Consider the following 20,705-nt stretch of genomic DNA (forward strand, 5'->3'; position numbering starts at 1 on the left):
TTATTTCTAAAAATTGAATTCCATTCCGATAGGTATGTATAAGCTTATTTTTTAGGGCAACTGATAAGTTCAGCTAACCAAAGTAATCTTTAGTAACCTTCTTGGAAAAGTGAAATATCAAAAAAGACAGCCTAAAATAGGACTGTCTTTTTCTTCATATAGATTGGTTGGTTAAATTTTACGAGGTTTCCCCAGTTGAAATCTCCATATTTTTATTGATAATTTCTTCTTTTTCTGCTGTCTTCGATTTCTTGTAAAAAAAGAATGGTAAACCGAAACCGACTATACTTAAAACTCCTCCTAACATAAAAATGCTTGTAGGTTGAGTAAAGATATTTCCACTGGATAAAATCCCAAGAATTAGTATAGTGGATAATGGAAATGACAAAGCTAAAATGCTTATAGCATAATTGGGATTAAAGGTTTTTTTCGTTTCATCAGCTTCGGCCGCATCTACTGCCGAGATATGGGCGAAAGGCCAAAAACTGCAGGCACTTAAGCTAAAAGCCAACATCAATAGAATGTCTTTTTGCAGGGAAATCCCGGTAACCAATAATAGTAAACCGGTGATTATAATAACAAAGCCTGCTCTAAGCATTAATATCCCTAAGATCTGCACTAACTGATTTTTTTTAATATTTACCGCTAAACCTATATATAAAAGTACTAATGGCGTCATTAATAAGCTTAATCTACTTAAAGTTTCACTAGCGAAAAATGGAAGTGATTCCATATTAATCCCGAAGCCAACAAATATTAAAGCAGCAGCTATAAAAACATTTACCGGTTCAGAAATCATTGCGATCCCTAAAGATTTAAGCTTTGCTTTGCCTGATTGGGCTTTTTTCTGCTGTATCTTATAATGCCAGTTCATAGCGATAACATACAGGATCATTAATACAAAAACTTTATTTCCAAGATCGGCCATTGCTGCTTTCGCTAAATATGAATCTCCCAGATATTCCAGCACAAATGGAAAACAGGAAAGTCCGGGTGCCAAAGAGGGGATAAGCATTTTAGCGGTACGGTAATTAGAACTGTTTTTTTTTATTCCTAATATGGGCAATACTAAAGGGAACACAAAGAATAATAGCGCATTTAGTAATAAAGCCAATAGTGGCAGCAATAGCAAATCGGCCTCTACTTTTATTCCCAGTAATGCGATAAAAATAGTTGCCGGTAATGCGAGATTAAGGATTATTTTTTTAATCCCAACAACCTCAGCTTTAGTACTAAACTTAATTTTTAAAAGTAATCCTATCCCAATAAAAAGAATAAAAGTTATCGTTTTTTGTAGGCTTACATCCATAGATTAGACCAGAATTTCGTCAATTGCATCAGTAAAATACTTCATTTCTTTCATCGTGCCCATACTAACACGGCACCAGTCCTGATCCCAAAATTTAAAAGCGCGAACTACGACTTTCTTTTCATATATTTTTTCCAGGAATTTATCTCCATCCATGGCTATTGGAAAAATCACAAAGTTGGTATTCGAGGGCATAAAATCCATTCCGCGGCTTTCAAGATAGCTAGTGGTATAGTTTCTGGCTTCTTCAATCTTTGCTTTACAATCTTTTAAATAAGCTTCATCTTTCATGCTTGCAGAAGCCGCTGCGATACTAGGTCCTGTAATTCCCATTCCGCCACGCGTAATATCGTTGATTTCTTCAAGTGATTTTTTATTCCCTAACATGTATCCTACTCTTAAACCGGCCATCCCATGAATTTTAGAAAATGTTCTGGCAACGTAAATATCATAACCTTCAGCAACAAGAGGAGCCATACTGGCATTCATTCCTTCTGGTGAAAGTTCGATATAAGCTTCATCAATAAATACAGGCACTTTTTTAGAAACACGCTTACAAAAATCTTTAAGATTCTCAGTATCGGTCATCGTAGCCGTAGGATTGTTAGGGTTGGTAATGTAAACAAGCTTAGTGTCTTTGTCTATGGCTTCTTCCATCGCTTTTAAATCATGCTGGTAATCATCGGTTAATTTTACAGCTTTCCAATTTCCGCCGGCAGCTTTTGCCACGCTTACTAAAGACATGTAGCTTGGATCACCGCTAATAACATTTCCGCCATGCTGAAATTTTACCAGTGCCGTTTTTTCGAGTAAATCAGAGGATCCTGGTCCCATCATAACATTATAAGGTTCCACGCCCTCGTATTCCGAAATTTGACTCACTAATTCTCCCAGAGAACCCCAGGAATAGTGATTCCCCTCCATAACCGCTTTTTGAAAAGCTTCTGCAGCCATTTTTGAAGGACCATGAGGATTTTCATTCCAAACCAATCTCGCCTTCACTGTTTTTAAATCAGGAAATTTAGGAGGAGTATATTCATCAAATGAATTACTGTAATTAAATAAAAACTTATTGTTTTTTGACTGTGCTTCAGCAACCGATTTTGCCCATAAATCTGAGGGGGCTACCGCAACAGCTCCCATCGCCAAAACTCCCCTTTTTAGCCACTCTCTTCTATTTAAACTCATAATAATATTTGGTGTTTGCGTTATGATTTAAAAATAAAGATTAACAGAATATTAAGCAATCGTAAAATATTAAAAATGAGGGTGATGAAATTATAATTCTCTAAATATTTAATCTTTTTTTAAGATAACTCCAATTACTGTATAATTACGACTTCTGACTATCTGTATAAGTTCAAGAATTTTTAGCAATTCTACCAATTAAACTACTAGGAAAGAAATCAGGGAAATGATCAATTAAATATGATTACAGATTTGTTAAAAAATGGTATAATTTTAAAAATTTATAATTGTATTATTTACGTTTATAAATTAATTTTTATTTTTAGCCTTTCATCCCAGCATATAAAAATGTCATATAAATCTATTCTTAGCCTTTTATTAATTGCTTTTAGTGCAGTAACTTTTGCACAAACTCCAATAGAAGTCCATATTAACACCCAAAACAAGTATCAGACTATAGCAGGCTGGGGGAGTTCGTTATGCTGGTGGGCTAGTGAAGTAGGATCATGGAATGAAAAAAAGATAGACAGTATTGTAAGTATTATAACTTCTCCAGAGATGTTGAATATGAATATTTTCAGATTTAATATTGGTGGGGGAGATGATCCTGCACATGCAGGGGGGCACATGGCCGAAGGAAAAGGTACGAGGGCAGAAATGGAAGGTTATAAAAAAGGACCCAATGAAGACTATGATTGGGATGCCGATGAAGGGCAGCGTAAAATTCTGCTTAAAATAAAAGCATCCCGCCCAGACGCGGTATTTGAAGCTTTTTCCAATTCGCCACCGTACTGGATGACAAAAAGTAAATGTTCGGCAGGTTTTTTTAAAGCAAATAAAGATAACCTTGCGCCATCACAATATGATGCTTTTACAGATTATCTGTTAGAAGTTGTGCAGCATTATAAGTCTGTATATGATGTAGATTTTAAAACGCTGGAACCTTTTAACGAATCTACCTCGTCTTACTGGTATTATAAGGGAAGTCAGGAAGGATGTCATTTTGATGCGGAGAGTCAGATCGAACTGCTAAAAATATTATATCCGAAATTAAGTAAAACCGGACTTAAAACAATAATTGCCGCGCCAGATGAAACCAATTTGGAAGCCACTTTAAAAGTTTTAAATACCTATAGAGATTACGGAGAAGTGTTTGACTGGATTGGCCAGATAAATACTCATACCTATTCTGGAAATAATAAGCAACGCTTAGCGGTAAAGAAATGGATGGATAGTTTACAAAAGCCATTTTGGCAATCTGAAACCGGACCGTCTGGTGGTAATTATAAAAGCGCACTCGAAAATAACCTTAATCTGGTACAGAAAATGTTTTACGACCTTAAAATAATGAAACCGGACGCCTGGCTCGACTGGCAACTTATGGAGGAAAATAATGCAACCTGGTGCCAGATGAAAGCCGATTTTGATACTGAAGAATTTGAAATTGTAAAAAATCTATACGTACGAATGCAGGTTACCAGGTTTATAAAGCAGGGTTTCCGGATTATTGAAACTAATCATGATCATGTGCTCGCTGCCATAAGCCCTAATGGGGATGAAGTAGTAAGTATCCTGTTAAATACAACGACCTCTAAGAATAAAAACTTTAAACTTAAATTTGACAATATAGGGACCTATTCTTTAGCGGAAGTGTTTAGAACCAGTAAAAATGAAGATTGTAAAGCCTTAGATAGTTCAGATTTTTCTATAGACGGTATTAATGCTCCTGCCTTATCTTTAACCACTTTAATTTTTAGAAAATAGGCGGTATACAGTATAAAGTATAAAGTCGTTCAAAGTTTAAAAGTTCAAGGTTCAAAAGTTGTTGTACATGAACAGTCATTCAAAATTCAAAAAAGTTCAATAATGGTCACTTCGAGTATCAAATTTTGGAAAGCAATGGAAAAATTTGATGTATCGAGAAGTCTGTTTTGAGTAAAAAGTTCAAAAGTTCAAAAGTTCAAAAGCTGTTGTACATGAACAGTCATTCAAAATTCAAAATTCAACGTTCAACATTCAAGATTAATAATCCTGGTTCCTGACTCTTGCTTCTCTTTTCTATATTCTAAACACAAATAATTCCGTTGTCATTTCGAGCGCAATGAAATGAAGCCGAGAAATCTCAATCAAATAAAGGGTTTCTCCACTTTAACAGTATGGCTTCGATACGATTGCTCCTTCGTTGCAATCACTCAGCCGCCGCTAAATACTTCAAGGTTCAAAAGTTGTTGTACGGTTAAAAGTCATTCCAAATTCAAAAAAGTTCCATAATGGTCACTTCGAGTATCAAATTTTGGAAAGCAATGGAAAAATTTGATGTATCGAGAAGTCTGTTTTTGAGTAAAAAGTTCAAGGTTCAAAAGTTGTTGTACGGTGAAAAGTCATTCCAAATTCAACATTCAACATTCAACATTAATAATCGAACTGCTTATTATTTATAGCGTAAGATTTAAAATTTTTAAACGACTATTTATTGCATTTTAAAACTTCCGTATTTCATGCATCAAAAAATTCTAGACCACGTTTCTCATATCATCGATCTCAACGAATCGGAACAAGCTGAATTTCAAAGCATTTTGAGTCCGTTGAAATTATCTAAAAAAGAATATTTAATTAAAAGTGGAGAGTTTGTGCATCATAATTTTTTTGTGGTAAAAGGTTGTTTACGTGCTTTTTATCGTGATGATCAGGAAAACGAAGCTAATTTACAATTTGCTACGGAAGATTGGTGGATTAGTGATTACGAAGCTTTAAAAGATGGTATTCCAGCCCGGTTGAATGTAGAATGTCTTGAAGATTGTGAGCTCCTGGCCATTCATCGTGATGCGCAGGAAGAATTATACCGAAGAATTCCAAAGTTTGAGCGTTTTTTCAGAATTAAGGTGATGAATTCTTTTATTGCATTGCGCAGCAGGATTATGTCTAATTTGCAAAAAAGTGGTAAGGAGCGTTACCTTGAATTTTATGATCATTTTCCTGAACTCGAAAATAGAATTGCCAATTATCACATAGCAAACTATTTAGGAATTAAGCCAGAGAGTTTAAGTAGAATACGCAAAGAGCTCATCTAACTTAACAATTTTTAACAACGCAAGCTAACATACATCAAGGCTTTATTACGGTATTATACATTAATTTTGTTCATAAGGGAGAAAAATTGCTATATAAAAATTGGAGAGGCTTTATAAAACTGAACATCGTTTTATTAAGGCCTCTTTACCCTAAAAAAAGTAAATAACTATGACTAAACAACCGCTATTAACAGAGTATAATTTAAATGGTCTTAAACTACCTAATCGTGTAGTGATGGCACCAATGACCCGTAGCCGTGCAGATAATCCTGAAAATGCCCCACGTGAGGATTTTGAAGCAGCCTATTACGCCTTAAGAGCCTCAGCAGGATTAATCATTACTGAGGGATCTCCTATTAGTGATGATGCCATTGGTTATGTAAATGTTCCCGGAATCTATAAGCAGGCGCAAGTTGAAGGATGGAAGAAGGTGACTAAAAAGGTGCATGACGAGAATGGCCGAATTTTTATTCAGCTTTGGCATGTAGGACGGATGTCCCACCCAGATTTCCATAACGGAGAAAAGCCGTTGGCACCTTCTGCAATAAATCCAAACGCACAATCTTACACTCCAGAGGGGTTTAAAGATACCGTGACTCCGCAAGAAATGACTATTGAAGACATTAAAAAGACTATAGAAGATTTTAAAAATGGTGCTAAAAATGCGATGGAAGCCGGTTTTGATGGTATAGAAATACATTCTTCTAATGGGTATTTGTTACACCAGTTTTTTAACGCAACTTCCAATACCAGAAGTGATGAATATGGTGGGAGTATAGAAAATCGTGCTAAAATTCTTTTTGAAGTGATTGATGCGATTAAGGAAGTAATGCCAGAACATAAAATAGGACTACGATTAAATCCTTCTTTAGATGGGCCATTTGGGATGACCATGGATGAAGAAACCATCCCAACATTCGATTATATCGTAAACAAATTAAACGAGTACGATTTAGCTTATGTTCATTTATCAGAGCCTTTTACCGATGTGTCTGATAATAAATTTGCTGTTGCTGAAATCGCAAAACATTATCGCCCATTATACAAAGGCACTTTAATCATCAACGCAGGCTTTGATCAGGAAAAAGGAAATAAAGTGATTGAAGAAGGTAATGCCGATTTAGTTGCTTACGGAAAACTTTATATTTCTAATCCAGATCTTGTAGAGCGATTTGAAAAAGATATCGCACTTACAGATTGGGATGAAGATACTTTTTATGTTCCTGGTAAAAAAGGATATTTGGATTATCCGGTGAAAGCAAGAGATTAAGAAAAACAATAACTATTCAATAAAAAATCCCTGCAAAAATAAATTGCAGGGATTTTTTTGTTAAGTATAACGTACTTTAATTTCTTATTTTTACTGTGGCCCGTTTCTTTAATGGTCTGGTATTTTTATGAAGTACATAATGTGGCGCTTTATTTAAGGCCAGAAAGGATTCTTCAGAATAGATTTTAGTACCAAAAGCTTTAGCTTCTTCAATCACCAGTTCATCAGCATTTTTTCCTGTGATTAAAATCCCCGTTTCTGTAGACATTTTAGGTTCGACTTCTACATTCCAGGCTTTTAATTGTTCTTTTATTTCAGTTTTATTATCCTTATTCAAATCACCGTCTATAAGGACTTTCTGACCTTTAAACTCTTCTGCTATGGTTCTTTTCTTATTGGATTTTATAGTTTTTTGCTTATCAGCCAGGTGATTGAATATTAAAAATGAGATGAATAGGAAGATTAGAATGTAAGTGGCAATAATTAAGGTTTGGGGCGTCATGGCAATTATTTTTTATAATGGTTTTTTAGTTTGTTGTTAAGCTCAATTTTTCGTCACGAAAATATATATTCAAGCTTCCAATTTCATGCAAAAAACAGGGTTTAAGGAATATTTAACCCAAATCTTAAAATGTATAAAAAAAAGGATTCCAGTCTTGAAATCCTTTTTTATCCCATATACTAATTAAGCTTAGCTTATAAATTTAATAACGTTTTTTCCAATAGATTTACCGCTCTCCTGTAATTCGTGAACTTCTCTAAATACCTGAGTATCTAATCCTTCAAAGGTATTGTTTAAAGTAGATATTAATGAGCCTTCTTCAAAAAGTAAGCGCAATTCTTCCAGGATTTTGTGTTGTTGGATCATATCTTCGGTTTTAAAAAGAGAACGTGTAAACATGAATTCCCAATGAAAAGCTGCACTTTTATTTTTTAATTTATTTAAGTCTAATGGATTCTTATTTTCTACAATCGAGCAAATATGCCCCTGTGGTTTGATAAGGTTTGCCATGGCTTGCCAATGCATATCGGTATCAAAAAAGTTAAGGATATAATCTACATTTTCGATATTCGCCTTTTTCATCTCATTTTCCAAATCATGATGATTCACAATCATATCGGCTCCCATTTTTTTACACCACTCACTGGTTTCTTCTCTAGAGGCCGTAGCAATTACCTGGATGTTGGTTAATTTTTTAGCCAACTGGATCCCGATAGAACCAACACCCCCAGCACCACCAATAATCAATAGCTTTTTATCATTTTCACCATTTTTTTGCAGTCGCAAACGATCAAAAATTGCTTCCCAGGCGGTAATGGCGGTTAAAGGCATAGCGGCAGCTTCTTCAAAAGAAAAATTAGAAGGTTTGTGCCCGGCTATTCTGGAGTCTATTAACTGAAATTCTGCATTGCATCCCGTTCTTTCATATTCACCGGAATAATAAACTTCATCACCTACCTTAAAATTCGATACGTCGTTTCCTACTGCTTCCACAATGCCGGCGGCATCCCAACCTAATATTTTTGGTTCATCGAGTTCTTTATCTTTTGCCGCATTTTTTCTGACTTTATAATCTACCGGATTTACAGAAACCGCATGGATTTTTACCAGAAGGTCTTTGGATTCTGGCATTGGTTTTTCGGTTTCAAAAGAGATAAAACAATTTTTATCGTCTACCGGTAGAGACTTTGTTATTCCTATAGCTTTCATAATTAATTTTTTGTTGAAATTAATATTTGCATTTGCTTCGACAAAAACTTTGACATTTATTTAAATTCATAAAGCATTTTCCCGGCATAACAATCTTATGTGCTCTATAAGTTACTTCTTAGATTTTAGGCAAAAATGAGAGCACCCAATGGTACTAGAATCAAAGAAAGAACCATAGAAAACACGATGAGTAAAGCAGCCTCTTTTTCCTGAGACTTTAAAAAAGAAGAAAATACGGCCAGGTTTGCGGCGATAGGAAAAAGCGGAATTAAGGCCATAACCTGCCGCTGCTCTTTGTCTAAACCATCGATAAGCCAATATTCTAAGCCCATTAAGGCCGCAGTAATTATAACTGCTGAAATTGTCCGTACGCCCAGCACTTTGCCATAATATCCCCAGTTTAAGGATTTAAACCGGATATTTGTTAAATTCATACCTATGATAAGCATCCCCATTACAGAGACTATAGTTCCCAACACACTTACTATCGGTTTTACAGCCTCGGGAGTTTCTACTTTAAAAGCTTTTAAAATCAGGGCAAGTATAATAATATAGATAAAAGGCACTTTCAGGACTTCGATGATTGCCTTTTTTGTACTGTATTTAGATTTAGCCACCTGAATATAACCTATTATATTCCCATAGAGCGCCGTTCCCACATAAATACAAATAAGTGTGGTTACCGCATCTTCTCCAAATAAAGATTTTACCGTTGGTATACCAAAAAAAGCGACATTAAAATAGGAAAAACCGCTTTTCAAAATATTGATATCACCAGAATCGTCGATAGATCTATTCACAAGTATCGCAGGGAAAATCATTAAAAATGCCAACAAAAATGAAATGACCGCTAAAATGACCAGGTTTGAAAATCCTGCATTTAACACATGATCAATCACCAGTATAGGTAGCAATACAAATAAAAGCGGCTTATGTATCCACGATTTAGGGATCCAGTCTCTTTTGCTAATTAAATAGCCAATGGGGATACAGCATAAATAAGGAAGCAAACTTAGATAAAGGGATTTAAACGTGTCCATTAGCGGTGGTTTTAAAGATTATTTCAGAGGCTAGTCTTGCGATTGTTTTTACATTAAACCAAACGGCATTAACATCCATCAACATGCCATTCACTAAATGTCCTACCGCATAGATATGCTCGCCTCCTTTTTCTGAAATACATTGCATGGTATGTGGATTTATCACCGTGCCCCCGATAGGATGTGGTTTTAGGTAGTCCTTTTTTAATAAGTTTTCTACCAGGATATTTTGCATCTCTTCTAATTTCGCAGCACTTCCCGTAGCATTAATGAGTTTTTTTACTTCAAAAATTCCATCTTTCCCGGTAGTAATTTTAAAATGATTTTTCTCCTGAATAAAACTTACTTCGTTATTTTGCGGTATGATTTCCAGTTGTCCCTCTTTCATTAATTTCGCCAGTCTTTTCGCATTATGAAGCGGAATAGCATGTCTGGTAATCGTCCAATGCCTACCTAACCATTTTGTGAAAATAATTTGTTCATGCAAACTCATCCAACTCCATATCCTCGAGGTATCATAACGCATGGAATAGGCCATATTCAGTAACGAATCACCGCCTTTTTCAGCTACGCTAATGTCGTATTCCAATAAAGGTAACTGATCTTTAGAATCCCGGTTAAACGACTTCCAGTTAAGGGGGTTTCCTTCCGTTTCTTCTACGTCTTTTATAAATAATCGAAATAATTCTTTAGCCCTGGGAGGATGACCTTTTTCACGTTTTAGCTTATGTAAATTAGAAAGCGTGAGATATTTGCGTTGAAAATCTTTGTTTTCGTCAGGTTGCACCCTGGGTAACATTCCGTCTGGTGAAAACATGGTGATTTTTCCGGTATGGCCATTATCTACTAAACTCATGACCGTATCGATAGCACTCAAACTAGTTCCTAAAATGCCTACATGATCTTTTTTCCCGGTTCGTTCTAATAAGTTTTTGGTAGGCCAGGGAAAATCAATGTAATTCAAATTATCTTTAAAATGCTTAAAGGTATTAGGTTTGGGGGTACCGGGCGCTAGTAATACTTCATCTACTTCAGTCGTAGAATCATTGGTTAAATGAATAAGCAGTCTTTCATTTTCCAATCGATCTATATCATAAGCTTCCGCCTCAATAACTTCGATGTTAATTTGGCTTGCTTTAGCCTTCCTGATGCTTTCCTCTAATTGCTCTGCCACGTAATGGCCATAGAGCAACCTGCTGGTATAGGCGTTTTCCTCATCGCTTTCGCTTTTTACATCACTTCGGTATTTTCCGCCATGCGCTTTTAGCCATTCGGCAAAATCAGCCGGTTCGTTGGCATAAATACCCATAATATCGGCCTGGGTATTTAAAATATGCGAAGGTTGTTTGGATCCAAATGCTAATCCATAGCCCACTTTTTTTTGACGCTCGATAAGTACAAACGAAATTTGATTTTGTAAACTGGCACTAATACTTTGAATAATGAGCTCAATTAAAGCAGCAGATCCACAGGCCCCACCACCAATAATGGCAATTTTTTTCATTTCTTTTTCTGGCTTTTTGGTAATGTAATGAATAGGGAAGGAGCAGTAAAATTATTAACTTAATTTAAAGAGAATCCTCTTTTTAGGTGGGTCTCTCCTAAATGCGACGACCAATATGCAAACCAGGGGCTTGAAAAATCGTTGAAATCCGATGGTAATAGATATCGGAATGCTTTCAATAAAGAATAATCTCCTTAAAGATGCTTCATGTAAATGCCCTAATGTGGTTTGGTGATTTTTGGTTACTTTTATTCTTTAAACCCAAATCTTTAATGGAATCTGAATTAGCAAATAAGATTGTGACCTATCCTTTGGATATAGATCCGCACACCGGAAATTCACAATTTCAGATCAAAAAAGTGGATCGTAAGGAATCAGATATTCCGCCAGAATTTTTAATTCCCCATCGTAAAGATTATTTCTTTTTTGCGTTGGTAATCGATGCCAAAGAGGGCGGAAGACACTGGATTGATATGAAACCTTATGATATTCTTCCTAAAACATTATATTTTACGCATCCCTCACAGGTGCAATTAAAGGAGGAAAGCTGCGCTATCATCTCCTATGCGCTATCCGTTTCTAAAGAGTTTCTGTCATTAGATCCACAAAATGGAGCAAAGGAATTACCTATTATTCAAAATGCACATAAAGCGCATCAGTTACATTTAGCTGCAGAGGATTTTCAATTCATCGAAAATATTTTATCCAGTATTTTTAAGGAATATCATCAAACCAAAGACTGGCAACACAGTATGCTACAATCTTATGTAAATATCCTGCTGGTTTATTGCAGCCGACTATATACCCAACAATTTAAGTCGATTGACGCTCAACCTGAATCCCTGATACTGGAAAACTTCCGGGAGCTGATAGAAATGCATTATAAAACCCAGCACGAAGTTTCGCAATACGCTGATCTGCTCCATATTTCTGCCGGATATCTAGGAGAAATGATTAAACAGCAAAGTGGCAAATCTGCGATCAAACATATACAGGATCGGATTATTTTGGAAGCGAAAAGGCTTATTTATTTTTCAGAAAACTCAATGAAGGAAATAGCCTTTAATCTTGGTTTTGAAGACGCTTCCTATTTCAATCGCTTTTTTAAAAGGCATACGGGCTTTACCCCTTTAGCTTATAAAACTCATATCAGGAAAATGTACCATTAATTCCTGAAAGTCTGCTATCGAATACTTAAAATCTCAGGCTAGTTTTACATTACTTAAAAAATGAAATGATGAGAAGTGTTTTAATTACCGGAGCGAATAAAAGCATAGGTTTCGAACTTGCTAAAACGATGCTCCAAAACGATTACTTTGTTTTTTTAGGTAGCCGAAATAAAGAACGAGGAGAAGATGCGGTTGCCATATTAAAAGAAAGCGGTTTAGACCAGGTACAGTTAGTGCAACTTGATGTAACCAATCAGGATTCCATTAACGCCGCCGTAGCCACAGTGAAGCAACGCTTTGGTAAACTTGATATTTTAGTGAACAATGCCGGAATTTTAGGAGGATGGGATCAAAAAGCAGTAAGCGTAAAAACCGAAGTTATTCGTGAGGTTTTTGATACCAACTTTTTTGGAGTGATTAATGTTACACAGGCTTTTTTAGACTTGCTAAGAAAATCAGAGCGTCCAAGAATTAATAATATTACCTCTGGTTTAGGCTCCCTTACATTACACACCAATCCAGATTGGGATCATTACGATGTTAAAACCGGAGCTTACGGTCCTTCAAAAACAGCTTTAAATGCCTATAGCGTAGTATTGGCGTACGAATTGAAAGATGACAATTTTAAGGTAAATGTTATCGATCCCGGGTACACTGCCACAGATTTTAATGATCATCAGGGAGGCTTAAGCGTAGAAGATTCTGCCAGGTTTTTATACGATCATATCGATTTACCGAAAGACGGTAGGAATTCAGCTTATTTTTCACACGAGATCAATGAGGCCCCACATGTAAGTCCGTGGTAAAAAATAATATTTATTGAAAGTTTAAAAACCGACTAAATTAGTCGGTTTTTATTTTGAATTATTTGCATAAATAGAGTTGCTAAATCGATAATTCAACAGAATACTCATGAAATACTGAAAAGGACGTAAAGTTTAAGGCTATGTAGTTTCTATAACTTATTTTAGGCAAAAAATACATTTAATTTAATGAGAAAATCCATCATAGCAGTATGCCTGGCTTCTCTTGGGATGGGAAGTTTTTCTTTTGGTCAGGAGTTATATGTGCCCAGGGATGTAAAAAAGGCCTACGAAAACGAAACTAGAAGTAAAACCGGAAAACCGGGTAAAAATTACTGGCAAAATTCAGCGAAATATAAGATAAATGTTCAGCTAGATCCCCCCAATCGTAAGGTTACCGGTTCTGAAGAAATTACCTATACCAATAACAGTCCGGAGACCTTACACTCCCTAAATTTCAAATTAATACTGAATAACCACAAACCTGGTGCTGCACGTTTGGGAATGGTTTCAGAAGATTATATGACCAACGGGATACAGATAGACTCTTATACACAAAACGGTACTAAAAAGGAATGGAATTCAGAAAATGATGGTACCAATAAAATGATGAGCCTGGATACACCGCTTCACCCCGGTGAAAGTATTAACCTGAGTATTAATTGGCATTTTGAGGTTTCTAAACAAAGTGGGCGAGAAGGTGCTATTTTAGAGAATACGTTTTTCCTTGCTTATTTTTACCCTCGCGTAGCCGTTTACGACGATTATATGGGTTGGGATACCATGACGTTCTTCGGGATGCAGGAGTTTTATAATGATTTTAATGATTATGAAATTAACGTAAGTGTTCCTGAAGATTTTTTGGTATGGTCGACTGGAGATTTGCTTAATCCGGAGGAAGTATTGCAGAAAAAATATGCGAAAAAGCTGGAGAAGTCAATGCAAAGCGATGAAGTAATTCGTATTGTTACTCCCGATGATCTGGCGAAAAAAGAAATCACCAAAGAGGGTACCAATACCTGGAAATGGAAAGCGTCCAATATTACCGATGTCGCTATTGCGGTTAGTAACGAGTACAACTGGGATGCCGCCAGTGTAGTGGTGGATTCTACCGCCAATCGTCGTGTAAGCGTACAGGCGGCTTACGACAATGTTTCTAAAGATTTTCATGAAATGGTGAATTACGGTCATCATGCTTTAAACTGGTTTTCATATCATTACCCTGGTATTCCTTATCCATACTCAAAATCTACGCTGGTAAGAGGCCATGGAGATATGGAATATCCAATGATGGTAAACGATAATTCACATGAAGATCCTAATCTGGCGCGTTTTGTGGCAGAACATGAAATTGCCCATACCTATTTTCCTTTTTATATGGGTACCAACGAGACACGATTTGGCTTTATGGACGAGGGCTGGGCGACCACTCTGGAACATTTAATAGGAATCGAAGATTTAGGGAAAGAAAAGGCTGTTGAAGATTTTAAAAGCTTTAGGGTCGAACGATGGATTGGTGATGATAATATGGAGCAGGAGGTACCCATTATCACACCGTCCAATATTTTAAGCGGCCCGGTGTATCGAAATAACTCTTACGGAAAAGCTGCTCTGGGATATTTGGCGCTAAAAGATATGCTAGGTGATAAAGATTTTAAAAAAGCATTACAAGGCTATATGGAGCGTTGGCACGGCAAACATCCCATTCCCTGGGATTTCTTTTACAGCATTAATGATATTAGCGGAAAAGACCTGAACTGGTTTTGGGATCGCTGGTATTTTCAACCGAATTATATAGATTTTAAGATTGAAAGCGTAAAACAGGAGGACAGTTCGGCTGCAATCGTGGTTGAAAATATAGGAGGAATGCCGGCTCCTTTTGATGTCTTACTTACTTTTACTGATGGAACTACAAAAAATATTCATCAAAAATCTAGCATTTGGGAAACAACTAAAGATCAGGTTTCTATAACTGTTGAAACTGAAAAGGCATTAAAATCGGTTAGCCTTGAAGGCGGAATTTGGATGGATGCCACACCAGAGAATAATACCTGGTCTAAATAACTTTAATAGCTCTGGATAATCGATATGGAATGCTCCCGACTCGATAGCTATTATGAAGAAGCGAGGGCTGCAAATAAAAATATCTGATAACTACCTCATGGGGTTGCCTTGAGGTAGTTTACAACAAAAAAATACGAACCTCTAAGAATAAAACCATATTGAGGAGAGAAATTAAAAAGCTCATGATCCCTTAGGGAGCAGGGGCTTTTTTAAACGCTAATAAAAAGTTATGGCATCAATATCTGGCAAAGACCCATACGCCGCGTTGCGTTACAAGGAATTTAATATCTTTTTATGTATGCGTTTTGCATTTGTTTTTGCCAGAACCATGCAATTTATTGTTATTGAATGGGAAGTATATAAGCTTACTAAAGATCCGCTTTCATTAGGAGTAATTGGCTTAATGGAAGTGATTCCCGCCGTTACGCTATCCCTGTATGCCGGGCATGTGGTCGATCAAAAAGAGAAGAAAAGCCTTTTAATGAAATGTATACTGGGTTTCTCTTTAATAAGTGCGGGTTTATTTTTACTTACCTGGCCAAAATTTGTTAGTGATCTTCCGCAACAATGGATTTTATACGGAATTTATTCCTTAGTATTTTTCGGAGGGATTGTCCGTGCGTTTTTAGGCCCTTCTTTATTTTCTATGTTTTCCCTTATTGTTCCTAAAAAAATATATCCAAACGCCGCCACCTGGAACAGTTCGATATATCAGCTGGCTGCCGTTTTAGGACCGGCGCTGGCTGGTTTTAGTATCCATTGGATCGGGGTACACTGGTCGATGTTATTGATTTTTGGGTTCTCGTTAATTGCTGTCATCGCATTAACACGTATTCCTAAAAAACCAATTTTAAATCCCAAACTGGGTGAACCTGTTTTAAAAAGTTTAAAAGAAGGTGTAAAATTTGTGGTCAATACAAAAATTATTCTTGGGGTGATAAGTTTAGATATGATCGCTGTTTTATTTGGTGGAGCGGTGGCGCTTTTACCTGTTTTTGCCCAGGATATTCTAAAAGTGGGGCCTGAAGGTTTTGGCGTATTAAGAGCAGCACCGGCCATAGGCTCAGTCCTTATCATGTTCACATCGGCCTATTTTCCGTTAAATAAAAAAGCTGGTATTAAATTATTGGCTGCCATTTTTGGTTTTGGGCTTTCCATCATCATTTTTGGCCTTTCTACCTATTTTTGGGTATCGGTTTTTGCTCTTTTTTTAAGCGGCATGACAGATGGGGTTTCCATGATAATAAGACAAACCATCTTACAGCTTAAAACACCAGATCATATGCGTGGTCGTGTATCTTCGGTAAACTCGATGTTTATTAGTTCTTCTAATGAGCTTGGTGCTTTTGAAAGCGGTTTAACGGCTAAAATTATGGGCACAGTAACAGCGGTTGTCTTTGGCGGAAGTATGACTGTACTTACTGTTTTGGTTACCGGCTTTATATCCCCTACCTTCAGAAGATTAGATTTACAAAAAGATATAGATGCACATGAAGCAAATGATCAATAATTTTTAAGATGATAACTTGTAATGATAACTTGTATTTCAATTGCGAATAAGTTGTACGTAACATACATCTTTATTACTTTTGATTATAATGTTCGATTTTAAGTTACAGGTTTTTCAAAGTGTGGCATCCAGGCTTAGTTTTTCTAAAGCAGCTGAAGACCTTCATATTACACAGCCAGCGGTGACCCGGCATATCAGGCAAATTGAAGCCCATTTCAATCAAAAGCTTTTTAAGCGAAAGGGAAACAGCATCGCACTTACCGAAGCCGGTAAATTATTGCTTTCGCATAGTAAGCTTATTTTTCAGCAATATGAGAAAGCAGCGTTCGACATGAATTCGCTGATCGATAAAAGCGAAGGAAGCCTTAGAATTGCCGCCAGTACCACTATCGCCCAGTATATTTTACCTGAAGTACTGGCAAAGTTTCACCAGAAATTCCCCAAAATTAAGATCCATTTACTGAATATGAATACCGAGAAAGTAGAAAAATCAGTGATGAATAATTCGGTAGAATTAGGCTTTATCGAAGGGCAGTCAAAAAATCGGGAGCTTGCCTACGAAGCTTTTTTAGAAGACGAAATTGTACTGGTGGTCCACAAATCACATCCACTGGCCAAGAGCAACCAGATTTCGATGTCGGCATTAAAGGATATCCCGCTTGTTTTAAGAGAAAAGGGATCGGGAACCCGTGAAGTGATCCTAAAAGCTTTTGAGCATCTAAGCGTAAAAGCAGAAGCACTAAATATCGAATTAGAGCTGGGAAGTTCAGAAAGTATAAAGTCATATCTATCTAATGGGCACAGCGCTAGTTTTTTAAGTATTAATACCGTGCTAAAAGAATTAAAATATGGTGATTTTTATATTCTTGATATCGAAAATTTACAAATTAAGCGTGATTTCTTTTTTATCCAACAGCAGGGACATCATTCCAAATTAAATTCGGTATTTTTAAAATTCCTACAACATCATTATAACTTTTAGTTATATAGTATAACTATTTATCATTTGATTTCAGGCAAAACCGGGGGTACTTTTGGGGTATATATTCGGTTTATGAAATCTATAGCTACTTCCGCTTTATTTGTTATACTTTGCCTGGCTTGCATGCTTCCGGTGGTAAATCCGCCTATCGCATTAGCTGCCGGGATTGTATTTGCACAATTTTTTCAGCATCCCTTTCAGCATAAAACACAGTTAGGCATTAACTGGTTACTGAAAATTTCGGTGATTGGCCTGGGCTTTGGTATGAATATCGATAAAGCGCTAGCCGCCGGAAAAGACGGATTTGTTTTTACGCTGCTATCAATTACTTTAACCATTGGATTAGGGATTGCAATAGGTAAGCTTTTTAAGATCGATCAAAAAATTACCAAATTAATAAGTTCGGGTACCGCAATTTGTGGAGGGAGTGCCATTGCTGCGATTTCTCCCATTATAAAAGCAGATGCTAAGCAAATCTCTATTGCTATTGGCAGTGTTTTTCTATTAAATAGTATTGCTTTATTCTTATTCCCGGTTTTAGGCCACTATTTTAATATGAGTCAACAGCAATTTGGGATCTGGAGTGCTATTGCCATCCATGATACCAGCTCTGTTGTAGGTGCAGCGCAGGTGTATGGCAACGAAGCTTTAGAGATTGCTACCACGGTTAAATTAGCCCGGGCGTTATGGATTCTGCCGGTGTCTGTACTATTTGCCTTAAGTAGTCATACCAAACTTAAAAAGATTAAAGTTCCTTACTTTATCGGTCTTTTTATTTTGGCAGTCCTGGCCAATACCTATATTCCTAATATAGAAGTTGTAGCTCCAAACATTGTGTGGATTTCCAAAATGGACCTAACACTCGTATTATTTTTAATTGGGAGTACGTTAAACTATAGAAGCTTTATGAAGGTGGGAATTAAACCGGTGATTTTAGCTATTTTTATATGGATTTTTATCAGTATTGTTTCTTTAATCGGAGTGTTGCAATTAATAAATTGAAGCCAAAATCATCAAAACCTGGTTTATTGAGTAGGACATTTTTCTAAAATACTGGTATAACTTCACCATTTCAAAGGTTTTAGTATTTTTATAAGGTTTAGTCTTACCGTGAAACAGATTTAATTAGTTAATTTTAGCATTCGAAATGATTAAAACCAAAAGATTCACTTCATGAAAATCGGAATTGCTGCAGATCATGCCGGCTTAGAACAAAAAGTAAAGTTACTGGAACTTTTAAAAGAGAAAAATTTCGATATACAGGATTTTGGTGCATTCGAATATGAAAGTGACGACGACTATCCAGATGTGGTTACTCCTTTAGCAAAGGCTTTAAGCGATCATAAAATAGATCGGGCTATCGCTGTTTGTGGCAGTGGGGTAGGCGTGTCTATCGCGGCTAATAAGTTTCCCGGTGTTCGTGCAGCATTAATTTCAGAAACTTATTCTGCACACCAGGGAGTGGAACATGATGATATGAATATGATTTGTGTGGGCGGAAGAGTGCTGGGCACTTCACTTATTCTGGAGCTCATTCTGGCTTTTTTAAAAGCTGAATTTCAGCAGGAAGAGCGTTTTGTGAGACGTCTGGATAAAGTCTTGGATATAGAGAAAAAGAATTTTAAATAAATAGAATAGTTAAGAACCTAAAACTGAATCATGAAAGAATTCGATTTTGGAATTGTTGGTCTTGGAGTAATGGGTAGAAACCTTTTACTGAATATGGCCGACCATAAATTTTCTGTAGCCGGGCTGGACCTGGATCCGGAAAAAGCGGCATCGCTGGAAAAAGAAGCTTCAGAAGAGCACACGATAAAAGGAACCACCTCGGCAGAAGAGTTTTGCGGGTTAATTCGTAAGCCCAGAGCGATCATGCTTCTGGTTCCTGCGGGAAAACCTGTAGATGCTGCGATTGCTTCGTTATTACCTTACTTAGAAGAAGGTGATGTTTTGGTAGATGGAGGGAATTCTTATTTTCCCGATACCAACCGCCGGGTGGATGAGCTTGCTGCAAAAGGAATTCACTTCTTTGGCATGGGAATTTCTGGTGGCGAAAAAGGAGCCCGTTTTGGACCAAGTATGATGCCAGGAGGGAATGCCGAAGCTTACGAAAGACTTCGCCCTATTTTTGAAGCCGTAGCAGCCAAAGTAAACGGGGAGCCCTGTGTTACTTATCTTGGAAAAGGATCTGCTGGAAACTATGTAAAAATGGTTCATAATGGGATTGAATATGCCATTATGCAACTTATTGCAGAGGTTTATGATCTTTTGAAAAGAGGATACGGAGTAGAAGATGCTAAAATTCAGCAATTATTCGAGAAATGGAATAATTCAGAATTAGCTTCTTTTCTGGTAGAAATTACCGCCGGGATTCTTAAAAAAGAAGACGAGGTTACCGGAAAAGGAATTTTACTGAATTATATCTCTGATGCTGCAAAAGCCAAAGGAACCGGTAAATGGACCTCTCAAAACGCGATGGATATCCAGGCGCCTATCCCTTCTATTAATGCGGCGGTAGAGATGCGTGATATTTCTAAGTATAAAGAAGAACGTGTAGAAGCTTCAAAGCAGTTAAAATGGGATGATGTTTCAGAAACTTCAGAAGAAGAACTTTTTGCGGCATTAACCGATGCGTTCTACTTTGGAATGATTACTATTTATGCCCAGGGATTAGCCCAGTTAACCATTGCTTCTAAGGAGTATGATTATGGTTTAAATCTGGAAGAAGTGGCTAAGATCTGGAGAGGCGGATGTATTATCAGAGCCGCCTGTTTAGAAGATTTTAGACAGGCCTACAGCAAATCCCCAGAGCTTCCTAATCTTTTGTTAGATGAAACTATAGGAAAGACTTTAGTAGAAAAACAAGCTGCAGCACGTAATGTGGTAAAGGCTTTTATCGACAAAGGAATTCCCTCATCGGTATTTAGTTCTACCGTGTCTTATTTTGACTCGTACAGAAGTGAAATTTTACCCACCAACCTTATCCAGGCACAGCGGGATTTCTTTGGTGCGCACAAGTATGAGCGTAATGACCAGGAGGGTATTTTTCATACTGAGTGGAATTAAGCCTCAATTAATTTAAAA

At 36.7% G+C, this 20,705-nt stretch carries 17 protein-coding genes; 11 read left to right on the top strand and 6 right to left on the bottom strand.

All coding sequences use genetic code 11. The annotated features are described in order from the left end of the window. Nucleotides 1–178 precede the first annotated feature (178 nt). Both AC13DP_RS00945 and AC13DP_RS00950 read right to left on the bottom strand, forming a co-directional pair. Nucleotides 179–1,309, bottom strand: a complete 1,131-nt coding sequence (locus tag AC13DP_RS00945) for an AEC family transporter (RefSeq protein WP_272958713.1) — start codon at nt 1,307–1,309, stop codon at nt 179–181. A 3-nt stretch (nt 1,310–1,312) separates the two neighbouring features. Then, on the bottom strand, nt 1,313–2,497 hold the full coding sequence (locus tag AC13DP_RS00950) for a pyridoxal phosphate-dependent aminotransferase (protein ID WP_347407367.1): 1,185 nt from the start codon (nt 2,495–2,497) through the stop codon (nt 1,313–1,315). 348 nt (nt 2,498–2,845) lie between these two features. Here AC13DP_RS00950 and AC13DP_RS00955 point away from each other — a divergent pair, with 348 nt between their 5' ends. The 3 genes from AC13DP_RS00955 to AC13DP_RS00965 all read left to right on the top strand — a co-directional run bounded on the left by AC13DP_RS00955 (nt 2,846) and on the right by AC13DP_RS00965 (nt 6,838). Continuing rightward, a complete protein-coding gene (locus tag AC13DP_RS00955) occupies nt 2,846–4,261 on the top strand; it encodes a glycoside hydrolase family 30 protein (protein WP_483067155.1) in 1,416 nt (471 codons plus the stop codon). 734 nt (nt 4,262–4,995) lie between these two features. Then, nucleotides 4,996–5,568 (top strand): Crp/Fnr family transcriptional regulator, encoded by a 573-nt coding sequence (locus AC13DP_RS00960; RefSeq protein WP_347406205.1) that lies wholly within the window; start codon nt 4,996–4,998, stop codon nt 5,566–5,568. 169 nt (nt 5,569–5,737) lie between these two features. Further along, a complete protein-coding gene (locus AC13DP_RS00965) occupies nt 5,738–6,838 on the top strand; it encodes an alkene reductase (protein ID WP_272959347.1) in 1,101 nt (366 codons plus the stop codon). Nucleotides 6,839–6,914: 76 nt separating this feature from the next. On the opposite strand, the gene AC13DP_RS00970 is transcribed toward AC13DP_RS00965, so the two are convergent. From AC13DP_RS00970 to AC13DP_RS00985, 4 genes are all read right to left on the bottom strand, one after another. Continuing rightward, the gene (locus AC13DP_RS00970; RefSeq protein WP_228252128.1) at nt 6,915–7,340 is read right to left on the bottom strand and encodes a BRCT domain-containing protein; all 426 of its coding nucleotides are present in this window, start codon (nt 7,338–7,340) and stop codon (nt 6,915–6,917) included. Between the two features lie 189 nt (nt 7,341–7,529). Next, entirely contained in the window at nt 7,530–8,549 is a 1,020-nt protein-coding gene (locus AC13DP_RS00975; RefSeq protein ID WP_347406206.1) for a zinc-binding alcohol dehydrogenase family protein, read from the bottom strand. Between the two features lie 125 nt (nt 8,550–8,674). Further along, entirely contained in the window at nt 8,675–9,589 is a 915-nt protein-coding gene (locus AC13DP_RS00980) for an AEC family transporter (RefSeq protein ID WP_347406207.1), read from the bottom strand. Then, nucleotides 9,576–11,093 (bottom strand): FAD/NAD(P)-binding protein, encoded by a 1,518-nt coding sequence (locus tag AC13DP_RS00985; RefSeq protein ID WP_347406208.1) that lies wholly within the window; start codon nt 11,091–11,093, stop codon nt 9,576–9,578. Before AC13DP_RS00985 ends, AC13DP_RS00980 begins: the two co-directional genes overlap by 14 nt. Nucleotides 11,094–11,365: 272 nt before the next feature. Here AC13DP_RS00985 and AC13DP_RS00990 point away from each other — a divergent pair, with 272 nt between their 5' ends. The 8 genes from AC13DP_RS00990 (at nt 11,366) to gndA (ending at nt 20,687) form a co-directional block, all read left to right on the top strand. Next, complete coding sequence (locus AC13DP_RS00990) at nt 11,366–12,262, top strand: helix-turn-helix domain-containing protein (protein ID WP_228252124.1); 897 nt, start codon at nt 11,366–11,368, stop codon at nt 12,260–12,262. Between the two features lie 65 nt (nt 12,263–12,327). Further along, on the top strand, nt 12,328–13,068 hold the full coding sequence (locus AC13DP_RS00995; RefSeq protein WP_347406209.1) for an SDR family oxidoreductase: 741 nt from the start codon (nt 12,328–12,330) through the stop codon (nt 13,066–13,068). A gap of 186 nt (nt 13,069–13,254) precedes the next feature. Beyond that, a complete protein-coding gene (locus AC13DP_RS01000) occupies nt 13,255–15,129 on the top strand; it encodes a M1 family metallopeptidase (RefSeq protein WP_347406210.1) in 1,875 nt (624 codons plus the stop codon). A gap of 229 nt (nt 15,130–15,358) precedes the next feature. Next, nucleotides 15,359–16,639, top strand: a complete 1,281-nt coding sequence (locus AC13DP_RS01005; RefSeq protein WP_228252121.1) for an MFS transporter — start codon at nt 15,359–15,361, stop codon at nt 16,637–16,639. Between the two features lie 88 nt (nt 16,640–16,727). Then, a complete protein-coding gene (locus AC13DP_RS01010; protein WP_347406211.1) occupies nt 16,728–17,621 on the top strand; it encodes a LysR family transcriptional regulator in 894 nt (297 codons plus the stop codon). Between the two features lie 72 nt (nt 17,622–17,693). Next, on the top strand, nt 17,694–18,623 hold the full coding sequence (locus AC13DP_RS01015; protein ID WP_347406212.1) for a YeiH family protein: 930 nt from the start codon (nt 17,694–17,696) through the stop codon (nt 18,621–18,623). A 171-nt stretch (nt 18,624–18,794) separates the two neighbouring features. Continuing rightward, the gene (locus AC13DP_RS01020) at nt 18,795–19,250 is read left to right on the top strand and encodes an RpiB/LacA/LacB family sugar-phosphate isomerase (RefSeq protein WP_347406213.1); all 456 of its coding nucleotides are present in this window, start codon (nt 18,795–18,797) and stop codon (nt 19,248–19,250) included. Nucleotides 19,251–19,280: 30 nt separating this feature from the next. Next, nucleotides 19,281–20,687: an NADP-dependent phosphogluconate dehydrogenase gene (gene gndA, locus AC13DP_RS01025; RefSeq protein WP_272959339.1), complete on the top strand. Its 1,407-nt coding sequence runs from the start codon at nt 19,281–19,283 to the stop codon at nt 20,685–20,687. Nucleotides 20,688–20,705 lie beyond the last annotated feature (18 nt).

It is taken from the genome of Zunongwangia sp. L-65 (genome assembly GCF_056859415.1).